Below are 23523 nucleotides of genomic sequence, written 5' to 3' on the forward strand. Positions count from 1 at the left end.
TGAGACCTCCACGCATCAGATTTTACAAATAGCCGCGTACCGCAAGCTGCGAAGAATATCCGAGATAACCGTATGGCCTTCAACATGACCATAAAGCTTATTAGAATATACGCAAAGTCCGTCGACGGATCATGGACGCGTTCGCCCTTAAACCAATTGTAAACGCCATAGAAATCGGTTTCGGATTTGACAAAACCGCCTGACTTGCTGTCGATCCTTCTTCGCTCGTGGCAGGCCAGACTGCGCATAGTTCCGTCGCTTGCTATTCCGGCACGGTCTTCGTTCGAGACCGACGCGTCAGCCGAAGCATCGGGCGTTCAATGAGGACGTAGCAAATCAGGGTAAGCCCGAGCGAGCCTGCCACGACGAGCAAGGGAAGCGCGGCATGTGGTGTCCCAACGCGCAACAGAATCGCCGTCACCACGACGCCGGTGAGCACATGCCAGATATAAATTGAATAAGAGGCATCCCCCAAGAAGTGCACGACCGCCAGCTCCGGCGAGCCTCGCTCTCGTTCGGCGAAAGCAACACCCAGAACCAGAAGAGTTGCCGGCACGCCCCAGCGCACGACGCGATCGACGTCGGGCAGCAAAGCGCTCGTCAGCAGCAAGACAACTCCGCCTGTCATCAAAGCCATGGCGATATGAAAAGGAATTCTAAAATTCTGTGTCCACAGGCGTCCGATGATGACGCCCGCCGCGAACTCGAGAATGACCGGCTCGGTAAAGGCACGCGCGTAGCTGAAAGGCATCTGGGAATGCAAAGCAACCAAAAGAACTAGAGCGATTACCAAAAAGCAAAACCGATTGAACTCTGAAAGGAGCAATGAAATGGAGAAAATAAGATAAAAGAACATCTCGTACGACAACGTCCAACCCTGCACGACAACGGGATGCAACGCTTCATCCTTGATAAGAGGCAGGAAAAAGAGAGAGCCGATCAGATTCTCAGCACTTGGATCAACGTCGAAAAAGAACAGTGGCTTCACTGTAATCACAACAACCGTCACGATCGTAGCGATCCAGTAAACTGGCACTATTCTCGATATTCTTCGCGACATGAACTCCTGCGGGCTCACCAATTTTCCTTGTGTGGTAACCCACATGATGAAGCCGCTGATCACGAAGAATATATCGACACCGGAAGCTCCAATCTTGAATCCCAGATCGTATGTCTCACTGACATGAAAGAAAACGACGGAAATCGCCGCCAAGGCTCGCAGATACTGAATACTCCTGACCTGGCTATGGCTTTCCAACATATCGCCTGAGAATCCTCTTCGGCTCGTCCAGGGGAGATCGGAAACGACGCTCCCGTCTCGCCTCAAATGAATGTTTCTACAATAGCTGACATTCGATTGGATTCCGCCAAACGTGGCGAAGATCATGCAGTAGCAAGAGGAGCCGCTTTGGCATCTCTATAGACGCCAATAAAATCGAGAGACGAAGACGCGATCAGCTACCCAATCACGATGCACTAAAGCCCGCGGTCCAACCGTCCGGCGACCGGTGCTTCGTAAGTCGCTGCTAACAGTGCGATTTTATTTTCGCATGCTACGCCGTTCGATTCGACCGTACAAGCTGGCCTATAGGCTATGCGAGGCTAACCCTTCTACTCCAATATGATGATCCAATAACGCTCGCTTCGTCGAGCAGCGCGGTTTTGGGGCCAGAAAGGGAGTGATAATATCTGCGACGAGGTGCAGGAGCGAAACATCGCGGATTTCGTCCGCAAAAACACCGGTCTACCAGAAGGTTGACCCGCCTTGCTGCACCAGAGCAAAGGATCTAGCTGATGAGCGTCAACTGTCCCATCTGTGAAGCCGAAGCCGAAGAAAAGCTACCGCGTGCAAGCGACCACATTGAGATCGTCTGCCCGATGTGCCATCGTTTCGGCATCACCGCGTCCGCCCTCGCGATCGTTTACCATCGCCTGCCAGAGGATCGACATGCGGCTCTTTATCATGCCAGGGCAATTGCCGCGCAGGACAAAAAAACACCGCTCATCACTTCCGGGATGTTCTGAATATTCTCTCTAAACCCACCTACCGCAAACATACACGGCGCGAGCACCGGCCGAAGGCTCGGAATGAGGCCGTCAAAGGCAGCTCGAACCTCTGAGGTCGGTCAGATCGATCTCACGAAAAGCCGACAATTTTGCCGTCGATGAAGAGACACGGCGGCTGACCGGCTGGCATGCCGATGCCCACCACATAGCCACCCGGCACGTCGATCGCACGAGCGTCAAGGTGCCGAAACTCAATTCGCTCTTCTCTTCCCCTGATGGGACGAAATAGCAGTACGGAAGCTCTGCCGTGATTGGAGCGATGGGTATATCTTGAATGATCCGGCGGATGCAGTTGGCTAGGCTGAGCCGAGCTATGGAGGGTGCCATGGATTTGCGTGAGGTTAGAAAAAGCTATGAGCAAAGAATCGCCGAGCATGAAAAACAGCTTCGGTCGATAGAGGATAAAGACGTCCGCCACTTTCGCCAGGAAGGCGAAGGGCCGCTTGCGGAGATCACCGAAGAGATCAAAGCGGAATACCATCGACACATCGAAACCTATGCTGCTCTGATTGCCCAGATTGATGCGATCTTGGGAGTGTAAAAGTGGGTCCGGATATAGGGGAGTTCGAAGGAGAGGCTTTTGGGGCCTCCCCTCATTTTGATCATGCTACCAATTCGTAGACTTGCACCGCGGCCTCGAAACCCTTCGGCCTCACGATATCAACTGGATTAAAGGTAAACCGATCCGCCACGCGTTCCCGGACGGCCTCGCTGACGAGGATCTCGGTGCCGTAGTCCTTGTTGAGCGCCTCCAGCCGGGCCGCCAGGTTCACGGTTGCGCCGAAGACCGTATAGCTCATTCGATCCGACGAGCCGACGTTGCCGACGACTGCCTCGCCCGTATGGAGACCGAACCGCGTCCTGTAGGCCGCCCAGCCCTCCCGTTCGAACTCCTGAATAAGCATATTGCTCGCATCACGACATGCGAGCACCGCTGAACAGGCATGCGCGACATGATCCGGATCCTCTGCCGGGGCATTCCAAATCGCCATCACCGCATCGCCGACAAACTTATCAACCGTGCCATTGTTCGTCATGATCACCTCCGTTAGCGCTGCAAGGTAACGGGACGTGTAGAGCATAAGCTTCTCGGGATCTGCGTGCTCCGAGATGTTGGTGAACCCCGTGATGTCCGTGAACAGGATCGTGACCTCGCGGCGGGAGCCACCCAGCCGCAACGCTGTCCCGCTCTCGACAAGCTGCTGTACGAGGCGCTTCGGGACGAAACTTGAAAAGGTTTGGACAACCGTGCGCATGGTCGAAACGGATTGGCCCAGATCGTCGATCTCACGGATCATGGAGCGTACCCGCTTGCCCTCTCCCTGTACATCAAAACGCTGGATCTGCTCGGTTTCCACGGCCAGAGCATTCATGGAGCGGGATAGCAGCGAGCCGATCCACCAGACGATGGGCAACGAGGCTAGAACGAAGGCGAGCGCGAGCAAGAGCAGCCTGCGCCTTCCCGCCTCTACCTCCGAAAAGAACTCATCAAGCGGCGCCACGACAGCCAGACGCAGATTCGCCGAACCGGCTGTCTCAATCGAGCGGAACGCCGCAACGTAGGTCCGGCCGTCCCTGCCCTCAAAAAACTGCTGGGCATCGCCGCTCTGCCTCCATGCCATCAATGGAACGCTGATATCGATGGCCTCAACTCGATCAAGTCGCGGCAGGTCTGTAGTGCCGTCCGAGGACCGCGCTTTCAAGAACTCGGTCATCCGAGGATGGGCGATCAACCGCCCGCTGTCGTCGAACAGGAAGACGACACCCGACTGCCCGAGCTTCTGGGCGCGCAGGAAAGCGTCAACGTCGGCGAGCAGTATGTCGCCGGCGACTATACCACGCCGCGGCGCCGTGAAGGGCGTCCGCACGGTGTACCCGGTCAGGTTGACACCCTTGAAGACGTAAGGGGCAGTAATCGCGCCGGCGCCGGGCTCGAAGGCGCCGAGATACCAGGGCCTGTTCCGAGGATCGTAGTCCGCCTCGCGCTGTGCCTGGGTGAGCGTCTTGAGGTCGTCGGAGAGAAAATAGGTGGTCCGCGTCCGTGTAGACGATCCAGGCGGTCGGTCAATCACGGTCAGCCGGAATGCTGCAGTCGCGGGCGCCTTAACTTGCGCCCGGACGGCAGGACCGGCTCGGTCAAGGGCGTCAAGCTCGATAAAAGCTCCGTCGTCGTACCCGACGTAAACATTGTAGAGCTGTTCGTGTTGGCGAAGAAGCACTGCCAGGATTGCATAGAGGGACTGATTGTCCGAGATCGCTGCGCTTTCGACGGACGGGAGTTGCTTCAGCACCGCCAGGGCGCTCTGGACCTCCTTGAATTGCCCGTCCACCCGCTCCGCCGTATGTTCTGCAACCCGGTCTATGAAGGTCATGGCGGCGGTACGGGTAATCGCCTTCGCCCGGTCGAAGCTCAGATAGACAAGCGCTAGGCCGACACAAAGGACGACCGCAACAAAAAGCGCTGTGATTGAGAGCTGAAATCCGATCCTGACGCGGTGGCGCGCTTTTCCCGTCGACGTTTTCGGCATCTGCGAGCCTGTGTCTTGAGCGGCAACATCGCCCATCGGGTGCAACCTCTCGGGAGGTCCCATAAAAGTACACGCTACTTTAGACCCTGACCCGGTGCAGTGTCGAGCGTAACGGGTGTCTCTCTTTGGGTTTCAACTTGTTATTGGTAATATTTGACCACTCCGAATCTCAATCGATGAACTTGACGACGACACCCGGTTTGACCATCCCCGCCAGTTCCTCCGCATCCCAGTTCGTCAGGCGCACGCAGCCGTGTGAGCCCACTTTGTCAATGAGTTCAGGATTAGGAGTCCCGTGGATTCCATAGGTCGGCTCGGTCAGATCAATCCAGACGCTGCCGACCGGGCCATTCGGCCCTTTGGGTATGGTTAGGATCTTGGAGTTGTGGCCCTGTTTGAAATTGACTTTTGGGTTGTATCTATAAACGGGCATTCTGGCGACGCCTTTAACCTTGTGCGTGCCCGAGGGGGCAGGGTTATCTTCACTGCCGATCGTTGCGGGATAAACCGCAAGCAACGACCCGTCCTGCGCGTAGGCCAGGACCTGTCCCGTCTGCTTGCGAACCTCGATGCCCTTGACCTTCCCTGCCCTGGGTGATCCCGGGGACACGACCCACACCGTTTCGCCAGGAGCATATTGCGAGTGTGGATTGAGTGCCTTGAGGAGATCGATATCCATGTGAAAGCGCTCGGACAGGCTCTCTGCGACGCTCGTGTAGCCGAGGCGCGCCATCTTGGCTTTTTCTCCGTAGTCATCCGGAATACTATCGACGAGTCCCGTGGCATCCGCTTTTGAGATCACGTAGCTCTCGACAATGGGTACATTGGTCTCCAATCGCGCGATCACCTCAGGATCCAGCCTTCCGTCAGAAGGAAGGCCGCTCATCTCCTCGAATCCCGCGACGGCTTTGCTGACATTCTCACCATAATAGCCATCGACTACGCCAGGAGACGAGCCGGCGCGGTCAAGGAGAACTTGGAGACGTACGATCGCAGGGTCCGGATCAGGCGCCGCCTTGGACGGACGCTCTGCAGCAATAGAGGCAAGGGGTGCAGTGTTGATAACCTCCGGCCCAAGCTCCACCGCGGCGGCACCGCCGAAGGATAAGACTAAAGCCAGCATCGCGATCGGAGGAGCTATTTTCATGGAAGGCCAAATGGCCGGGATCGGAACTTGTTCCACGGGGCAACGTTGTGGCCGCAACATCGCCACGGCCACGTTTGCCGATCCGACGGGGGGAAGTCGATTGAAGATAGCTACCTACAACATCAACGGAGTGATCGCACGCCTCGACGTCCTTCTTCGTTGGCTGAAAGAAGACTCCCCCGATATCGTCTGCCTGCAGGAATTGAAGACGACCGACGACAAGTTTCCGCGAAAGGAACTTGAACGTGCCGGTTACGGAGCCATCTGGCATGGCCAGAAGAGCTGGAACGGCGTGGCAATCCTCTCCAAGGAAGTGATGCCCATTAGGACCCGTCGTGGCCTTCCAGGCGATCCCGACGACGCCCACAGCCGATACATCGAGGCCGCCGTGAGCGGCATGCTTATCGGATGCCTGTATCTTCCAAACGGGAATCCCGCTCCCGGTCCGAAGTTCGATTACAAACTTCGCTGGTTCCGGCGCCTTCACGACTATGCGGCCGAACTCCTCGACTTGGAGCTGCCCGCGATCCTGGTCGGGGACTTCAACGTCATGCCGACGGACATGGACGTCTACGCGCCGGAGCGGTGGCGAGACGACGCGCTGTTCCGCCCGGAGGTCCGCAAGGCCTATGCAGATCTCGTCGCGCAGGGATGGACAGACGCCGTCCGACACCTTCATCCGGACGAACGGATCTATACGTTCTGGAAATACTGGCGGAATTCCTTCGAGCGCGATGCCGGCCTTCGCATCGACCATTTCCTTCTCAGTGCCGTCGCCGCCCCCTGGCTCCGGTCTGCCAGCGTCCGCACGCGGCCGCGATCGTGGGACCACACGAGCGATCACGCCCCCGTCATGATCGAGATCGATGCGCCTGAAGCGGAGTTAGAGGAGCGATGAGCATGCAGAACCTACCACCCGCTGCAAATTCCCGACCGTTGGAGCAGGCTTCCACGTAGGCCCTTTCTTGCTGAAGGTTGTGCGCGAAGACCGGCTAATTTTAATGCTAACGCCGTCACCTCATCTATCGCGAAGCTGAGTGCCGACCGATATTTCGGTGCAAGGGCTGGATGAGGATCGGGGCGTAGGATGGATTAGCATGAGCCGGCACGGGGCGCGCGCCGCCTCAATCGCTCACCCCAGACTGTTGGGTACACTCCACCCGTGAAGACGTTCAACCTCAAATGCGAGATCTTCCGTTTTCGCCTTGCCCTACTGTGACACATTTAGATGCCAACCGGAATCTCCGCCAGCGCATCCAAAAGTATTGTCCGCTACTTTCCCGACTGGAACCTTTGTTGCAGCCAAAGGTTTGTCTTACGGAGGAGTACCTCTATGAGGAGTTATTTCAATAGACCAGGCCTAGACCTTGGTACGTCGCCGTCTTCACGTCGCCGTCCTTGGGCGCCCTGGATGGTTATCTTCGCGGTTGTTGTCCTAGCCGCATTGGCTTGGAACTTCTGGCCTCACACAATCCCGATGACTGCAACAGTTCCGGCCGCTGAGTCCACCACGACACAGACACCGGCAACGCAGCCTACGACGGCACCTCCTCAGTAGTAGAGAAGGTCCACCAGCAATGAGGAGAACTGCCCCATGGCAAAGGATGACAAACCGCCGGTAGTGAGCGCAACGGATGTGAAGCAAGCTGAAAAACGCGATGCTGGCGCATATGAGCGTGGCGCGAAAGCCGGCCAACAGAAGAACCCGGAAGATGGCAACCCCTATCCCGAAGGCAGCTCCGGCGCCAAGTCGTTTGAACACGGACAACTAGACGCCCAAAAAGTCAGAAGCAGCGACAAACCGCCGGGAAGATAGGTGCCTTCGTTCAATGCGTCCGATATCTCCATCTCATTGGAATTAGTCTGCCAGCACTCATCTAAGGGCGTAGCGTAATTTATCGTTGCCCAACTGAATGGGCGGCTGCGACCGAGAGACACAAGCGCGCTCGCGCCGAAGTACGAAAGGGCAAGCCATGTTTAGCTTACCCGCAAAAAATAGATCTTCCTATTTCCATTTCGAAAGTCCGAGAAATCTTCAAAAGCGCATGTCGGCGCCGTGGACTACGTCAAAATAGCTACTAGGCTCAGGACCTATCCACAGTAATGCTCTCTATATATGCTATGGGAATCCGCGACAGCAGTCGATTTCGCGATTAGGCCAATTTCTATCCGTGAGCGGGCCAAAACATAGAAACATATGACGCCAAAAGAAAAAACCCTCTGCTGGTTAAGCAGAGGGAAAGATTAATATAGTCCAGCATGCCGGGTCGCGGTTGATCCGGCGCAGTTATTAGCGCAGCTTTACACACTTTGCGCAATAAACTATTTAAATTCCGCGCCATTTATTGAGCTGCATGACAAAGAAAATCTTTTGCGCACGCTCACCCGCTCAATCCCAGTAGATATTGGATCACGTGGGCCCTAAGCCGACCGGATCAGGCATTCGTCCATGCGGTACAGGCCGGCGCCAATTTCAGCTCCTAAATGGAAGGCTGGATACGACTATCGTTGACGACCACACTCCAAGCGCAGAGGCCAGGATTGCGTAAAGGCCGCGCCACTACAAAATACGTGGTAACCCCAATAGTATTCGCGTGGGCTATTAACTTTCTGTTTTAGCGAGTCTATTTACGGGGCGCCTTGGGCGCTTCGCGGCGCACCGAACGATGGCGGGCGTATGAGTGGTTTTCGCGCTCGTCATTTTTGATCGAGCAGCGTCGGCGTCCTGCGCCGGGAACTTGATCCTGCTTGATGACTTGCTTCGCGAAAAGGCGGCGGCTGGCGAGCCAAACTAAACATCCGTGTTCGAGACCGAGCTTTCAAATAGTCGAGTAGCGTTGAGGGGGACTGAGGCCATGCAAACTTCATTGGATACATCTTTTCCGAGTGCGTCGAAACTGCGGCTTGAAACTTATTATGCCGAGCAAGATCATTGCGCGCTCCCTCGGAACAAAGCATCCGATCGCCGGTTTTTCCTTCGGAGGAACAAAGCCATGCCAACACAATGGTGGGATAGGACCCTGACGCTGGAAACAAAACATCTCGGCCGAGCAGTCACGATCAACAGCACCGAGCGGGCCGCCGACTTTCTACTGCACGAATGGCCCCAACTAGAAACCGGTAAAGCCTATGAAGTGGCCAAGAAAGCGCTTCTCGCCGCACACGAGGGGAAAATAACGCCTGACGAGGTCAGAGAAGCGATGATCGCGGCAGCCCGTGAGGATGGTGTGTTTGTGTATGGAGCGTGAGATCATGCAGCGCTCCAGTTGCTTGTGAATTGCCTTGAGCGCCTTGGGTACTCGCGGTTGTCGGTTTGGGATAGGCGTCGTCTCTGCCTGCCGAACTGAACAGGCAGTGCCCAAACTACGTGCCGCACCTTCGCTTGGCACCTTCCGCTAGAGATGGGGTGCGTGGCGTGAAAGCAGACGCCTCAGGTTCAAAATACGTCACAAGGACGAACCGTAACAAAAATTTGATCGAATAAATTAGTTGCTCAACCGTTTACTAACGCACGAAAAACCCACCACAGGAGTAATTGATGCGTTTCAATACCCGCACTTCCATACCACTCGCCGCTGCTTTCATGCTCGCCTTTGCACCACTCGCAGAAGCGAAAACGATGAAATTCTGGGGTAAGCTCGGCGCGGAAGGATCAGCCGTTTCAAACGCCACCGGGCAGGTTTCCGGAACCTTCAACACCAAGACCGACAAGGTGACGTACAAGATCACCTATTCTGGCTTGACCGGTCCAGTAACCGTCGCCCACTTCCATGGGCCGGCTGGCCCTGGCGAAGATGCTGCCGTTATGTTGCCTATTCCTGGTCCTTACAAGAGCGGCATGACAGGTACCCTTACTGCCGACGCGGCAACCGCAAAGGCGCTCCTGGCAGGCCAGACCTATATAAACCTGCATACAGCCAAGTACCCGAAGGGCGAAACCCGCGCGCAAGTTCAATTCTCCAAATAAGGGACTTGTCTTCATTGGCGAGCAATGGCGGCCGCCATTGCTCGCCAATGGCCCATGCGTGGGGTGGACGCCTCTACTTAGCGATGGGAAGTGCCAAACCGCCGGCCAATGAGGAACGGGGCGAATTGTATGGCGCGGTTCCGACCGTCAACCGGGCAGTTTCCGGATGGTGTCCATCAGCGCGATGATCAATGGCTTGGTGAATTGGGCGGCGAAATGCTCCGCTGACGCTGTCCGATTGCGGTCATCCAGCGACAGGGCACTGTGGAGAGCTGTGCGCTGACGTTTCGATAGACCACCTGGGAGCGCAGAAGAAATTCCGTTCTCCTTTGCCTCCAAGGCGTTGGCGGCACCAAAGGGCCTTTGTCCCGTCAGCATCAGATAGGTTATGACGCCGAGGGAATAGATATCGTCGCCTTCGCTGGGTTCGGCGCCCATCAGGCGCTGCGGCGAGGCATAGATCGGCGTGACGGCGCCGAGGCGGCCGAGGATCCTCGCCGTATCTTCCTCACCGAGGCGCGAGACGCGCGCGACCGGATAGGCAATGTTGAAATCGATAAGCTTCACCCGGCCGCTGCGCTCGATAAAGACATTGCCCGGCTTGAGATCGGCGTGAATGATATTGTTGGCATGGGCATAGCGAAGGGCAGCGGAAATGTCGGCGACGATTCTTTCGATCTGCGAAAGCTCCAGCCGATGCTCTGTCGCCTCCCGCAGGATTTTCGCCAGCGTTTGTCCTTCCAGATGCTCCATGACCATGAAATGGACGTTGCCGTCGCAGTCCATGTCATAGACGCGCACGATGTTCGGATGCAGGAGTTCGCGTAGCCGACGTGCCTCCCGGTACATGAGCGCAAGAATATCCTGATCGGTTTCGGCATCCTCGACGATGATCTTCAAGGCGACGAAGGCATTGGCAAGGCCCGCCCTGACAGCAACGAGATCCCTTGCCTTGTAGACCACGGAAAGGCCCCCGCGGCCGATTTCGGCAATCAGCTCGAAGCGATCGCGAAGAATCGCACCTGGCTCGACCATCAGGCCCCGCGACCGCAGCGGCAGATCGATGACATCCTCGCGTTTTGCCTCAGCGCTCATGGTAGCCCACCCAAACCAAAATGGCCGTCACGTCGTCCGCCGACCCGCCGGCGATGGATTTCGCCAGCAGCCGGTCCACGGGCGCATGACCGTCCGATTCAAGGAGATCGGCGACCGCCGTCTCGCTCATGCCTTTGAGAAGCCCGTCGCTGCAGAGCAGAAAGACGTCGCGATCCCTGACTTCGATGACCCGCCGATCAACCTCCAGACGAGGAGCCGAACCGACCGCACGCGTCAGAATGCCACCTTCCCCTACGTGATCCTCGGAGATCAGATAAAGCCAGTTATTGCGGAAAAGATAAAGGCGAGAATCGCCAGCCCAGAGGCAACATGCATAATTCTCATCGATGATGACCGCGACGACCGTCGAACCGGAAATATCGGTTCCGGGCACGGCAATCGTCTGGTCGTGCAGCGCCTTGTTGACGGTCTGGATCGCCTGTGTCGCCATCTCGATCCTCTGCTCGAAGGACGCCTCGCCGGTAAGCGTGCGCTCCAGCAGTGCAATGATCGCGCCGCTGGCGACATGGCCGTCACGATGCCCGCCCATGCCATCGGCGACCGCGAAGAGACCGGCATCGAGATTGACGGTGTAGGCGTCCTCGTTCACCGTATGCTTGCGGCCGCGGCTGGTCGCGGCTTCCGCCTCCAGGAACTGCGACCTGCCCGCCGGATGCTCGTCCGTCATGACCCTGCCTCGCCTTTGACTGCAGGGGCCGACAGGGTCCAGCCATGCTTTGGCCAGTCGCCAATGAGGAAGGGTATGGCGGCCTGTGCGACGGGAAGACCGCGGCTGATGCAGACGGCGGCGGGCTGCATCCGGGTGTCATCGTGCCACCAGAGGCATAGACGGGAGGCCTCTCCACCCTCGGCTCCGGTACCTGCCCAAGAATAGGCCGTCCGCGATGAGCCATGCTCGCCCTCACCGGACAGGCAAAGGATATCCTCTCCATCACGTGGCATCAGCAACTCCTTGCCACCTTCGGCGGGGAGTTGCTTGAGGGATGTGCGCAGCGTTCCGGCACAGACATCAATCTCAGCAACCAGCTCCTCCCGACTGGCCTGCCCCTCCATGAAGGCGAGCATCTGGGTCTCCAGAGCGTCGAAAAACGGGTCGATCGTCGCAATCGGTTGTCGGGCGGCGGGATCGAGATCGACTGATATCATGACGGTAAAGGGAAACTCGCGACCGACACGGTCGATCGACCCCGCAAAAAGTCCAACCCAACTTTCCGTGCTGACGACATCGCGGGCAAGCGCGAACCGCCAGACCGGCGACGTTAGGAAGGACTTCTGGAATGAAGCCGCACCGGCCGGTCGCGCCGCGGCCAGCCAGCGCTGCATCTGGCTCGCCCAGATTTCCGTCATGCGGATGGGCAGCGCGCGAAAGACGAAATCGCCGACCGAAGGAACCTTGCCGAAATAGCCCTGCGCCTCCATCGCCGCCTACGCCTAAAGTGCCGCAGGGCAGCGGAAGGAGGAATAGAGATCAAGATTGAATGGATTGGTGACGCTGCCGGCCTTGAGTCTGAAGCTCGCCTGCACCTTGTCCTTCGCGATCGAGAAGACGAACTGATCCTGACCCTTGACATTGGCGAGGCCGGAATTGCTCAGCATCCGGAAGATCGCCCAGTTGCCGGTACGCTCCAAAGTCTGCGACGTGCCGTCCAGAAGATTGATGCGCAATGTCGCGGTGCTGGAATCCAGCTTGCTCGGCCAGGTAAAATCCTGGCCCCGAACCGGGCCGTGGCGATAGTCCAGCTGTGCATCGTCGAGGATGAAGGAGGATTTGAGTGCCTTCGGATCGAGGAAGAAGGGTTCGACCGTGAATTTCGCCTGCGGCGTCGTGCCACCAGCGCCGAAGAAGGCATCGCGGATCGTTTGCGCTCTCGCAAATTGCGCCAGCGAATCCTTCGAAAGCCCGAGTCCTCCCCCCTGCCCGGCCAGCTCTGTCAGCTGCCGGCCCCTGACGCTGACGAACGGCGTGAGATAATCGCTGAAGAACTTGTCGATGATGCCGCTCGGCTTGAAAAAATCGGAAAAATCCTGCAGCGAAACTTCCTGTTGCGAATCGAGCGCAAAGGGATAGCGGTCTGTCAGGATGTTGTTGCAGACAGGGACGACCTCCTGCTGCCAGCGGCCGTTGATGTAGGCATAGCTCTGCCGCATCAGCTGGTCGAGAGTCCGCTTCGAGACAAATCCGACCATGGATCGCACCGGCTCCGGCTTCGTCGCCGCTTCCGCCCCGAGCTTCGAAAAGCTGTCATTGATCGGGCTCTTGGCACGCTGGGAGATGAAGTCATAGGCGGCGGCGGACGGGTCCGGCGCCGATGTGACGCTGGCGACGGTGCCCAACATGTCGCCGAACAGCTGCTGCACCTGATTGAGCGAGCCCAACGGGTTCTGCGGGTCGACAAGGGAGTTCAGCGGCCTGAATGCATCGCCGATCGTCGTGCCGGGCCACGGCGCATTGCCGAAAGCCGTCGATATCGCTGTTTTCGCCATGGCATCGGTGGCTTCGCCGGCAACCGCCGTGACCAGCCCGGCCGGCCCGCCGACCTTTGCCGCGGCCTGCGAAGCGGCTTCGTCGGCAGCACCGCCTTCTTTGACGGCCGGCAGCGGCAGCTCGGTATTCTCCCTGACTTCGTTGAGCAAGGCGGTCAGCGGCGACTGCGGATTGGACAGTTCCTGCAGAACCATTTGGGCGCGGCTCAGCGAATCGAAATCGATAACCCGGACCTGGCCGATGGCGCTGCGCCAAGCCGCAATATAGTCCTTCACATAGGCGGCGACGATCTGCTGGGCCACCTTATTGTAGGCATCGTTGCTGATGGCGTTGTTGCCGAGAACCCAATCGGTGCCGGTGGAATTGCGGATGTATTCCGGCAGGCGTGGCAGGAAGAAATTATAAAAACCGTCCTTGGTGTAGAAGCCGGGAACAACGCTGCTGCCGCCAAGCCCTGCGGTATCGGCCCGCAATACGCTGGTGCCGAGAACATTGACGATGCTGATTGGCGTCAGCTGATAGCGGCGGTCAGCATCCGTCACCATGCGCCGATAGATATCCTGCGCCGGCGGAACCCGGCTCAGGCGCTCGCGCGCGTCCTCCACGGTGCCTTGGTCGGGCTGGATCCGCTTTGGCAGGAGGCCGACAAGTTGCTCCATATGCGCGTCCATGCGGGAATGGTCGGCGGGGTCGAGGGCGAAAACCGCATCGTTCTGCTTGGCGAATTCCTGCTCGACCTTCGGCTTGGCAAAGTTCTGGCCGGTGGTCAGCATCAGATAGGTTTCGAGCTGGTCGCGCAGCAGAAGATTGTTGTTGTCGCCCGAGGAGGAGAGCAGTTGAACCTGTGTCTGCAACCGCTTCGTCACCGTCGGCAGCAGGTATTCGCCGAGCACATTGTCATAGGTGACATCAGCGGCGGAGGCCAGTTGCGGGCGAGCGTCGATACCGAAGATCTGCCCGAACCAGCCGAAGGATCCGGAAACGCTGTCGCGCAGCGCGCTCGCGGTATCGAGCGCCGGCAGGATCGTGTTCAGGCTGCGGCTCTGATTGGCCGCGGCAAGCCGATCGCGCAGCGCATCGGTGGTGTCGTTGGTCTGCTTGATCTGCGCAAGCGACGTGCCGAGGCCATAGAGCCAGAAAGCTGAAAGCCCGATTGTAAAGACAATCAGCGCCGCATAGGCACCGTAGCGGGCCGTTGCCAGCCGCCGTTCGAGCTTGGTGTTCCTGCCGACCAGATTCTGTTCGGCGAAGATGATATCGGTCAGAAGCTTGCGGATGAAGAAGGCCTTGCCCTGCCCGCTCATCGGCATTTGCTGGCTGGGTGCCAACGAGAAGCTACGGCCCATGGCGCCGAGCAGCCGGTCAAACGGCGTACCTTCCTGAGTGCCCGAGGTGAAATAGACGCCACGCAGAAGCGGCTGAGCCTCGTAACGATTGATGCGGAAAACATCGGTGACGAAGCCGCGCAACGTCGTCGCCATCGAGCCGAATTCATGCGGAAACTGGTAGATGCGGCAGCGGCGGCTGTTGCTGCGCTCGGCGGAGAGCTTGAGCGGGAGGCGGCGCTCGAGGCGGGCAACGAGATCGGTGAAGCCGGATTCGAATTGCCGTCCGAATGTCATCTGCTCGTCGTCGCGGGTAAAGGTCATGCCCCAGATCTGCTCGCGCTCCTCCTCTTGCGTCTCGTCGAAGAATTCCTCGAAACCGGCGATCAGGTCGCATTTCGTAAAGAGCATGTAAACCGGCAGTCGCATGCCGAAGGTACGGTGCAGTTCGCGCAACCTCTGGCGCAGGGTCTCGGCCTGCTTCTGGCGCTCCGCATCGCTGGCGAGCATGACGTCGGCAATGCTGAAGGCAAGCAGCACGCCATTGATCGGCCGCCGACGACGATGCTGCTTTAAAAGATCGAGGAAGCCGTTCCAAGCAGCGGCATCGATGCCGGCATTGATATCCTGCGTCGTGTAGCGGCCGGCCGTATCGATGAGCACGGCCTCGTCGGAAATCCACCAATCGCAATTGCGCGTGCCGCCGATCCCCTGAAGCGCGGGGTCGCCATCCACGGCCAGGGGAAAGTTCAGGCCAGAATTGCGCAGGATCGTCGTCTTGCCGGTGCCCGGCGGGCCGATGATGATATACCAGGGCATATCATAGATGAAATCGCGCTTGCGGCGGCCGTCGACCGGATTGTCGCGCAGCGTCTTCAGCGTCTTTTCAAAACGCTCACGGATGATTTCGATCTCGCCCGAGGAGAAGTCGCTGCCCATCGAAACGAGCTCGTCATTGGCGAGCATCGAGTTGATCAGCCGGGCATTGGCGCGGCGGGCGAGCAGATGACGCAGAAACGTCACCAGAAAGTAGAAGACGAAGACCCCAATAATGACGTAGGCGCGCAGGGACGCATCCGCAAACGGCCTGACGCCTTCTATGGCAAGCGTCCCGCCGAAGAGCCAGAAAACCACCGAAAGCGCTGCAAGCACGAGCAGGATGATCAGGCTGGTCGATCTCAGAAGAGTAACGAGATAGGTTCTCAACATTGCACGAAAACCCTATCCCGCCGTCAGCGCATGAATTTTGGCGAGCAACGGCGCAAGAGCGTTGGAGAGCGTGAACTGCGCGTAGACATGCACAATGATGAGCACGCAGATCGCCGAAACGACCACCATCCAGAGCGGTATGGCGGTGCGGATTCTCCGTCCGTCCTTGGCAGCCTTCGCCTCCCGTGAGAGAGGCTCTTCGGGTTTTGCCTCGGAATAGCGGCGGATCGTCCGCGAAAGGTCGTTTCGCAACTCCTCCAGCAGATCGCGGCCGCGCTCCAAAACCCTGTAGCGTCCCTCGAAGCCAAGCATCAGGCAGGCATGGATCAGAAGCAGCAACGGCAGCTTCTTCTCGCCATTGGTCTTGACGCGATCGAGGATGGTGAAGACCTTTTCGCCGCCCCAGGTTTCGTTGTGATATTGGTTCAAAAGGCTGTTGGCGCTCCATTCGCTGCGGCTGCCCCAGGGTGTCATCAGCACCGTCTCATCGAGCATCGAGCAGAGGACATAGCGTGCGGCGATGATGTCGCCGGCCTCGCTGCCGCTCTTTTGCGCAGTCTGCTGGAACCGGTCCATTTCCTCGGCGACCTGGCGGCGCAACGCTGCGACATCGGCACGATCGACGGAATTGCGCAACTGTGCCGCAATCAGAAGCAGGGGAGCGGCGGCGCGCACGAGTTTTCTCTCAGGCGTCGCCTCAAGCTGCTGAACGATGGCCGCGGCGCTCTGCAGCGACGATGTACCGGTTGCCGGCGCTTCGGTAGGCGGATTGTTCTGGCGATGCATGACGACGGTCGGCGCATCCTCTTCGCTCTGGGCAGCGAGCGCGGTGCGCGCCCGTGGGCTCAGGCGCCGGGCGATGGTCGGGTGATCGGACTCCTCGCCTGCATCGCTCATTGGGCCGTTCCCCTCTGGATCGCCCAGAGTTCAAGGTTGAGCCCCGGATAGTCGCCGCTGACATGCAGCGCAAAAGCCGCCGAATCGCGGAAGCGGCTCCAGAGCGGATTGCTGTCGTCGAGCTCGAAATAGACGGCGTTCTGCATGAAGGGAATTTCGCGCGGGGCGACGGACAGCGGCTGGACACCGATGCCGGGCAATTGCAGATTGACGAGATCGCGGATCTGCTCGACCGGACCGATCTTGAGCTGGATCGGCATCTGCACGCGGATGGTTTCCAGCGCAATGTTCGCCCGTGCGATCAGCACGAAGCGGCGGCCGGTGAAGGTCATGCGGTCCTTGATCTCGCCGAGCCAGATGCCGTAATCCCTCTCGGTCAGCGGGATGCTGACGGCGTTGCGCTCAACGATGACGCTGAGCAGGTTGCGCAGGATCGGCATCAGGTTTTCGAAGCTCGTCCGGAGGTCGCGATGATTGTAACGGCCGAGATCCGGCAGCTTGCGTCCAGTCGCGGCATAGGCCGAAAGCTCGCCAGCAAGGGCGATGCATTCGCGGTAGACAATCTCCGGCGTGTGGACGGCGGCGGCGATCATGTGATCGAAGACCGCCTGATAACGGTTGACGATGCCAAGCGTGATGAGATCGATCGTGCCCGACCGCGTGCCACCGTCTTCGCCGGCAGCGCCGGAGGCCAGCGCATCGGAACGGCTTTTCAGAAGGCCGCGGATCTGTTCCATCAACGAGACAAGCCGCAGGCTGGCGCCGGCGACGAGCGCCGGCGGAATGAAGGTTTCCGACAACGTCACCTGGCCCTGCGCATCGACGGCCTCTATTTCGGCGATCGGGACATAGACCAGCTCATCCAGCGATTCGCCTTCGATCACCAGGCGCGCATTTAAGGCGGCAAGGTAGATATCCGCCGGCGGCCGGTCCGCCTTGGCGCTATCGCGCAGCTCCGTCGCGAGACGGCGGAAGCGCTGGGTAGGATTGTCGTTATCGGCGACATCAATGCCGCCGGGTGCCCGCAACGGCACAGCAATAAAGAGCCGCTTGTCTTGAAAATCGGTGGTGAGATGCCGCGCGGGCGGCAAAGGTTGTGCTACGGGCGCGGCATAGACGGTCCCATCGGGAAAGACCATTTCGACCGAGATGACCCTTACTTGGCCGTTCTTCAACGCATTCGGATCGAGTTGCAGGCTACGCAGACCCCAGGAATGCGGCAGCAACGCCGCGACCCGCTGCTCGAGGCTGTCCTCGATCCAGCGGTCGTATTGCTGCAGATGCTGTGGGCGCAGAAACATGCCCTCCAGCCACAATGGCTTACCCGTCGACACCGATCGTTCCCTCCGAGGACCCTCGCCTCATAAACTCTCTGCCCATCAGCCGAACCAGCCGCTCGCCTTCTGAATCCGGACCGCAGCGCTGGTGAGATAGACGACCAGCCTGTTCTTCGAACCCTTGTGCAGCTCGATCGAATCCCGCCAGGTCGCCGACTGGATGTTGCGAAAGGAGGCGACGACGCCGATATAGGCGGCTTCGCTCGAAATCTCCTTCTGGTATTTCTGCTGGCTGCCCGGGGTCATCTCGTATTCTCGGCTGGCGATGAGGTCGGCGCCGAGAAGCTGCGTATCCTTGTCGAAATCGAAGAAATTGGCGTTGTTGAACGCCTTGATGCCCTTCAGCTCATAAATCCTGACGACGACGGGAGATGCCGCGCCGGTCTCGCCCGGGTTGATGCCCGGATCGGCATTCAAGACGATGGATGTGGGCGTCGGATCAGGCGTATGGCCGCAGCCGGCGAGAGCCAGAAGAGCGCTCGCACCCAATCCTTCGAAAACGGCACGTCTCGTCACTGTCACTGCTTTGTCTCCCAATAGGCGGATGCCGCCTTTCGTGCCTGCTCTTCTTGAACCTGTGCAAACGCCTCGGCGATGATCTGGCGGGCGACCCCGTCGATGTTGCCGCTCATGCGGGCATGGCTTTCGACATAGGTTTCCCATTTTCCCTTGCGGGCGCCGAGACCGCGGATGCGCAGGCCACCCTCATCCTCCGCATCACGGGCGATGATCTCGGGCGAAAGTCGCCGGAAGAGAAGATTGATGGCCCGCTGCATCGCCGACATGGTCAGAACGGCATGCTGCTGCAGATCGGCGAAGGCCGAGGCAACGGATTCGGCCGGCGGCTGGAACCCGCCGCCCTTGGTCAGGAACAGCTCGTCGAGCGCCAGTTCTGCGATCTTGAAATGCTTGAGCGCATTGTTCTCCTCCGGCTGTACCTGGGTCTCGTCCATCCGGAATTCAGCCTTCAGCAGGCGCCGCGCCGCAAGAAGCGCAATCAGGCCTTCTGCCGATTCGCGCACCAGTTCACCGGCTTCCTTGGCGATCGTGCGCCCCTGCTCCGCCGTCACGCGTTCGGCCGAAAAGCCCATGCCGGTCAGAAGCGCTGCGATGATCGTCATGTCTGCAGCGTTGACGTCGCGATTTGCGATAACTGGGACAGCCTCGGGCGGTAGCTGCGAACCGGCGGGTATGGGCGCCGGTTTGGGCGTTTGTGCCGCGCTGGTCGCAGACGCTGTGGGAACTGCCGGGGGAGACGGTGGAAGCGGAATGGGCGGAACGACACCGCCGTTGCCCTTCGCCTTTTCCAGCAATGCCGCCTTGCGCTCCTCGCGGCGGCTTTTCATCGCCTCGAGCGGATCGAACGGCTCTCCGGCCGCACTAGGCTGGAGAGCACGGGGGACTGCGGTCGGGGTCTCGACCTTCACGAAATCCGCAAGTAGAGCCGGGCTCAGCGGCTCGGGTGGCCGCACGGCAGGCACCGGCGGCAAAGGCGCCCGCGGCGCGGACAGAGGGACCGGTGCTGTGACCGAGACCGGTTGGGAGCCGGATGTGCGAGGCTGGCCGAAGGCGGTCAGAGGGTCGAAATCGTCCGGAATGAGCCTTGCCGCCGGTCGAGCCGCGGGCGCTACGAAAGAAGGCCGAACGGGGGAAACAGCATTGGCCGGAGAGGATCCCGGAACGGGCGAAGGGCTGCTTTCCTGCCTTGCGCCGAAGGACGCAAGAAAATCCTCCGGGATGGACCGGGTGACAACCGGCTGCGGCGCAAGCATCGGCTGGGGTATTGTGATGGGCTGCGGTGCAGCAGGCTGCGCGGGCTGCGGCGGGGCGAACGCTTTGACCGGCGGCTCAGCGGGTATCGGTCGATCGAACCTCGGACCGTTGCCTCGTGAAGCCGGCGCGCCGGCAAAGAGATCGTCGAGGCTACCGTCGCCAGCGAGCGGCTGGGGGGACGGAACAGCGGGCACGCTGCCCAAACCGGCGTCATGGCTTAGTTGCGAGGCGCTATAAGCAGGAATTCCGGGTGTGGGATAAGCAGAGGCGACACGAGGGCCGGCAATATCCACCGAAACCGGCGTATCGAGGTAAGCGAGCGGATCCTGTGGATTGCGCCCCGCGGCTCCGTCGAACAAGCCGTTTTGGCTGAGGGCCGGTCCGCGCAGCTCACGGGCCAACGGTACCGGCGCGTCAGGCCAGGGAGACGGCACGGACGCCCGATAGGCGGGCATGCCTTGATCGGCATCGCGGACCATCTGCGCTTCGATCAGGAATTTTGCCGCATAGAATCGCAGCCCGTCCTGCAGGACAATGGAATTACCGCGGCCGAGCGGATCCTGCCGGCCATCGAGCAGGATGCCGTTGGTGCTCTCATCGATCAGCAAGTAGCGGCCGTTCGAGAACTGTATCCGACCATGGATGGAGGAGAGAATATGCTCCGGATCCGGCAGCACCCAATCACATTTGGCGGATCGGCCAAAGGCGCCGCCCTCCGGACCGAATGTGTGGCCGGTCTTCTCCGACGCACCGACGAGAGACAAGCGAACCTTCATTGCCCCGCTCTCGCCCCCTTGAAGCGTAGCGACCCGTTCACGCCCGGCATTGGGTGGTGAACCAAATCGTCGCTAAAATCCTCGTCTTCCTGGTCCGCGTCGCGATCGGCCTCGAGGACTGCAAGCCTCACGGTGCTCTCCAGATGATCCGCATCATGGGCATAGAGCCAGCCGGACCAGCCGAGCTTCATCTCTCCCAAACATCCCATTGGGACGGTTTCTGGCTCGAACTCGAACTGCATGTCCCAATCGAGCGGCTCACGATTGACCATCGACAGCAGTTCTGAGAGCTGCCGATGACGGCTTCCTCCCGGAAGAAAGGGCGCAATGGCCGAAAATGGCGACCGGCCGAGACAAACCCGGAATTTCCCCAGATCGTCGTCGATCTCGCTGCCGATGATCGTATCCTCGCCGAGCTGGTTGTTCGCCACACCAAGCTGGAACTGGGCGTCCCTATCCATAACAACATGCCGGTCGATGAATTCCTCGATCCGGCAGGGTATCTTGAAGAAGTTGGAAAGGGTTGCCGATACGACATCGGCGGAACTGGAATAGAGCGACAGAAGACCGACATGCGGCAGCAGTGCCGATCGTGAGATCTGGCCGATGCGATCCCTGTCCTCGATCGGAAAACCGCAAAGCGCCAGAAACCGCTTGGATAGAGCGTCCGATCCACCGGTTTCGTAGCGCAGATAATAACGATACTTCCGCCAGATCACGTGCAGCAGCGAAATCAGGCGATGATTGAAAAGGTCGAGCAGGTCCTCGACAGAGGCCTGGGCCCGATCCTCCTCGATAATCCGTTCCGTAAAAGAAGGCGGCAGCGGCGAGGCCGGACCGTAAAGGCCGAAGAAATTGACCCGGATATCGAGACGCTCGCCATCGTCGCTGTAGTCGACCGCGGAGAGATCGCTAGGGCCGAAGCTCAGGGATCGCGTCGCGCGGAAACGGATATACTCCTCGGCGGGATCGCCGAGCGCGCCCACAGGGCGGCTACCCTGCCGCTGCATCTCGATCAGCGTGATCAGTTGGTGGAATCGGAAATGGCGCAAGCCGGCCAGGCGATCGGCGCGCGCTTTGCGCAGATCGATCCGCTCTTCCGCCGACGTCGCGGCGATGACCGTGCCACCGTCCGGCGTCATAGCGTCGCTGCCTCTCCCCACTTGGGAGCCCACGTGTAGGTCGTGTTCGTATCCAGCCCCCGCACCGAGAAGCGGTGCAGGCTGTTGATGCTGGCATAGGACTTCAGGAATTGGTCCAGGATCGTGCCGAAGAGATACATTTCCCCTTCGCCGCCCATCTGGCTCTCGGAAACGGTCAGCGCCAGCTCATAAGCTCGGGTCGGCCGACCACGGCGCATGATATCGATGCCACGCCGTTCGAAACGGCGAAAACTCTGCAGCAGGAGATCGCGCTGCTGCGCGGCCTGCTTGTCGGCATTGGCGCGAAAATCATAGGCGCCAACCACCGTCCGTAAAGCGTCGACATCGATCAACGACGCGAAATTGCGCGCCAGATTGGCGATCAGCGTCCAGAGGATATTGTCTTCGAGCGGCGGCGGGACTTCACCGAGGATCGGCGTGATGTTCGAAAAATCGAGCTTCGGCGGCGTCGACGAGGTCGGCTGATTGACCGAGCCGATGCCGTGCTGCAGGGCCAGCGGACCGTTGGAGCAGAGAAGCTTCATCGACACCGTCTCCGTCTCCGGCCTGCCGATCTCGTCGAGACGGGTGACGAAGGAGAGGTAATGGTCGACGCCGTTTCCGAGAATGGCCGGACGCACCTGCGTGCGATAATAGAGCTTGGCCGTACCCTCGTTGGCGGGGTCATGCCGGAAGCTTTCAAAGGCTTCGTAATCGACTCGCCTGCCACTTCCCTGCACCCAGCCGACGACGGACTCCACCGCATGGACGCTGCGCTTTTCGAACCCTCCCGTCGCCCGGACCGGATATTCCGAACGGTCGTGCGAGATCATCAATGCCTGACCCTCGACCGAAAAGAGATTGACGGCGGGCGACGTGTTGAGCGCGAACTGGTCCGCGGTCAGCCGCGACGCCTCCGGAAAACGCTGCGCCATGTCAAAGGAAAGACTGAAGCTGTCGGTCTGCTGGTCGGCGAACCTTTCGAGGCCATGCAGCCGGGCATACATGAACTTTTCCGGACAGGAGAAATATTCCTGCATGGTACGGAAACCGTCGAAAGACCCCTGCGGATAGGGCAGCGTCGCTTCATCGGCAGAAAAGCCGAGCGGCTGGATCCTGAGCGGCACGACGACCGGCTCGCCGCCCTTCGGCGTGAAAGAGACGCGCTGTACCTTTTCCATGAAGAAGAGGTAGAGCTGACGGGCGACCGCAGCATCGCGATGGCTGTTGAAGAAAATCGTCAACGGCGCCTCGGCAAGCGCCTGCAGGCCATTGCCGGCCAGGCGCTCGAAATTGAGGGTCAACCTTGCGCTGTTCTTGCGATTGTCGAGATCGACCCCGGTGATGTCGAGCGGCAGAACCGAAAGGTCATAGCTCGTGCTGAAGACCACGGCCTCGCCGCCCAAGGGCTTCGTTTGAACCTGCGTCCCGCGCGGCACTTTCATCGAGGCGCCACTTGCGCCTTCGGCAAAACGGAACTGGACGGTGGTGATCGGCGGGACCGGACGCAGGTAATGCGGCCAGACGAGCTGCAGCAGCGTCAGCGCCAGCTCCGGCATTTCCGCATCGAGCCTCTGACGGAGCCGCCCGACCAGGAAGGAAAAGCCTTCCAGAAGCCGCTCAACATCCGGATCGGATGCCTCCTTGGCGAGATAGGCCGACAGGCGCGGATTGGCCTTGGCAAACAGGCTGCCCATTTCCCGCAAATAGGAAAGCTCGTCCCGGTAATAGCTGTTGACGGACATTCGGTTCGA

The 23523-nt window shown here is 59.4% G+C and carries 19 protein-coding genes; 6 read left to right on the forward strand and 13 right to left on the reverse strand.

The genetic code is table 11. The features are described from left to right. Positions 1 to 262: 262 nt before the first annotated feature. Entirely contained in the window at positions 263 to 1261 is a 999-nt protein-coding gene (locus FHT86_RS28015) for an acyltransferase (protein WP_133709945.1), read from the reverse strand. Between the two features lie 533 nt (positions 1262 to 1794). On the opposite strand from FHT86_RS28015, the gene FHT86_RS28020 reads away from it, so the two are divergent. Continuing rightward, positions 1795 to 2025: a hypothetical protein gene (locus FHT86_RS28020; RefSeq protein ID WP_133709944.1), complete on the forward strand. Its 231-nt coding sequence runs from the start codon at positions 1795 to 1797 to the stop codon at positions 2023 to 2025. A 367-nt stretch (positions 2026 to 2392) separates the two neighbouring features. Further along, positions 2393 to 2608: a hypothetical protein gene (locus tag FHT86_RS28025; RefSeq protein WP_133709943.1), complete on the forward strand. Its 216-nt coding sequence runs from the start codon at positions 2393 to 2395 to the stop codon at positions 2606 to 2608. A gap of 61 nt (positions 2609 to 2669) precedes the next feature. Here the strand turns inward: FHT86_RS28025 and FHT86_RS28030 are convergent, their stop codons facing one another. Together FHT86_RS28030 and FHT86_RS28035 are read right to left on the reverse strand one after the other, a co-directional pair. Then, positions 2670 to 4631, reverse strand: a complete 1962-nt coding sequence (locus FHT86_RS28030) for an adenylate/guanylate cyclase domain-containing protein (protein ID WP_246779696.1) — start codon at positions 4629 to 4631, stop codon at positions 2670 to 2672. Between the two features lie 133 nt (positions 4632 to 4764). Then, on the reverse strand, positions 4765 to 5742 hold the full coding sequence (locus FHT86_RS28035) for a L,D-transpeptidase (RefSeq protein ID WP_133710227.1): 978 nt from the start codon (positions 5740 to 5742) through the stop codon (positions 4765 to 4767). 100 nt (positions 5743 to 5842) lie between these two features. Between FHT86_RS28035 and xth the strand changes: the two genes are divergently transcribed. From xth to FHT86_RS28055, 4 genes are all read left to right on the forward strand, one after another. Continuing rightward, a complete protein-coding gene (gene xth, locus FHT86_RS28040; protein ID WP_133709942.1) occupies positions 5843 to 6640 on the forward strand; it encodes an exodeoxyribonuclease III in 798 nt (265 codons plus the stop codon). 696 nt (positions 6641 to 7336) lie between these two features. After that, a complete protein-coding gene (locus FHT86_RS28045; protein ID WP_133709941.1) occupies positions 7337 to 7558 on the forward strand; it encodes an Sf3a2-prov protein in 222 nt (73 codons plus the stop codon). A gap of 1039 nt (positions 7559 to 8597) precedes the next feature. Further along, positions 8598 to 8990, forward strand: a complete 393-nt coding sequence (locus FHT86_RS38225; RefSeq protein WP_246779697.1) for a DUF982 domain-containing protein — start codon at positions 8598 to 8600, stop codon at positions 8988 to 8990. A gap of 290 nt (positions 8991 to 9280) precedes the next feature. Then, on the forward strand, positions 9281 to 9709 hold the full coding sequence (locus FHT86_RS28055) for a CHRD domain-containing protein (protein ID WP_133709940.1): 429 nt from the start codon (positions 9281 to 9283) through the stop codon (positions 9707 to 9709). Between the two features lie 147 nt (positions 9710 to 9856). Here the strand turns inward: FHT86_RS28055 and FHT86_RS28060 are convergent, their stop codons facing one another. The 10 genes from FHT86_RS28060 to tssF are packed head-to-tail and all read right to left on the reverse strand — an operon-like array spanning position 9857 to position 23514. After that, on the reverse strand, positions 9857 to 10804 hold the full coding sequence (locus FHT86_RS28060) for a serine/threonine-protein kinase (protein ID WP_133709939.1): 948 nt from the start codon (positions 10802 to 10804) through the stop codon (positions 9857 to 9859). Beyond that, positions 10794 to 11492, reverse strand: coding sequence for a PP2C family protein-serine/threonine phosphatase (locus tag FHT86_RS28065; protein ID WP_133709938.1), 699 nt, complete (start codon positions 11490 to 11492; stop codon positions 10794 to 10796). Before FHT86_RS28065 ends, FHT86_RS28060 begins: the two co-directional genes overlap by 11 nt. Then, on the reverse strand, positions 11489 to 12244 hold the full coding sequence (gene tagF, locus FHT86_RS28070) for a type VI secretion system-associated protein TagF (protein ID WP_133709937.1): 756 nt from the start codon (positions 12242 to 12244) through the stop codon (positions 11489 to 11491). The genes FHT86_RS28065 and tagF overlap by 4 nt, the downstream gene beginning before the upstream one ends. 12 nt (positions 12245 to 12256) lie before the next feature. Further along, entirely contained in the window at positions 12257 to 15844 is a 3588-nt protein-coding gene (gene tssM, locus FHT86_RS28075; protein ID WP_133709936.1) for a type VI secretion system membrane subunit TssM, read from the reverse strand. 12 nt (positions 15845 to 15856) lie between these two features. Next, positions 15857 to 16741 (reverse strand): type IVB secretion system protein IcmH/DotU, encoded by an 885-nt coding sequence (gene icmH / locus FHT86_RS28080; protein ID WP_133709935.1) that lies wholly within the window; start codon positions 16739 to 16741, stop codon positions 15857 to 15859. Continuing rightward, positions 16738 to 18075, reverse strand: coding sequence for a type VI secretion system baseplate subunit TssK (gene tssK / locus FHT86_RS28085; RefSeq protein WP_133709934.1), 1338 nt, complete (start codon positions 18073 to 18075; stop codon positions 16738 to 16740). Before tssK ends, icmH begins: the two co-directional genes overlap by 4 nt. A 45-nt stretch (positions 18076 to 18120) precedes the next feature. Next, entirely contained in the window at positions 18121 to 18600 is a 480-nt protein-coding gene (tssJ, locus tag FHT86_RS28090; protein WP_166656926.1) for a type VI secretion system lipoprotein TssJ, read from the reverse strand. Next, positions 18597 to 20627, reverse strand: coding sequence for a type VI secretion system-associated FHA domain protein TagH (tagH, locus tag FHT86_RS28095; protein WP_133709932.1), 2031 nt, complete (start codon positions 20625 to 20627; stop codon positions 18597 to 18599). Before tagH ends, tssJ begins: the two co-directional genes overlap by 4 nt. Continuing rightward, positions 20624 to 21769: a type VI secretion system baseplate subunit TssG gene (tssG, locus tag FHT86_RS28100; protein ID WP_133709931.1), complete on the reverse strand. Its 1146-nt coding sequence runs from the start codon at positions 21767 to 21769 to the stop codon at positions 20624 to 20626. The genes tagH and tssG overlap by 4 nt, the downstream gene beginning before the upstream one ends. Then, complete coding sequence (gene tssF / locus FHT86_RS28105; RefSeq protein WP_166656925.1) at positions 21766 to 23514, reverse strand: type VI secretion system baseplate subunit TssF; 1749 nt, start codon at positions 23512 to 23514, stop codon at positions 21766 to 21768. The genes tssG and tssF overlap by 4 nt, the downstream gene beginning before the upstream one ends. Positions 23515 to 23523 lie beyond the last annotated feature (9 nt).

The organism is Rhizobium sp. BK313 (genome assembly GCF_014193655.1).
In the GTDB taxonomy this organism is placed as follows: Bacteria; Pseudomonadota; Alphaproteobacteria; order Rhizobiales; family Rhizobiaceae; genus Rhizobium.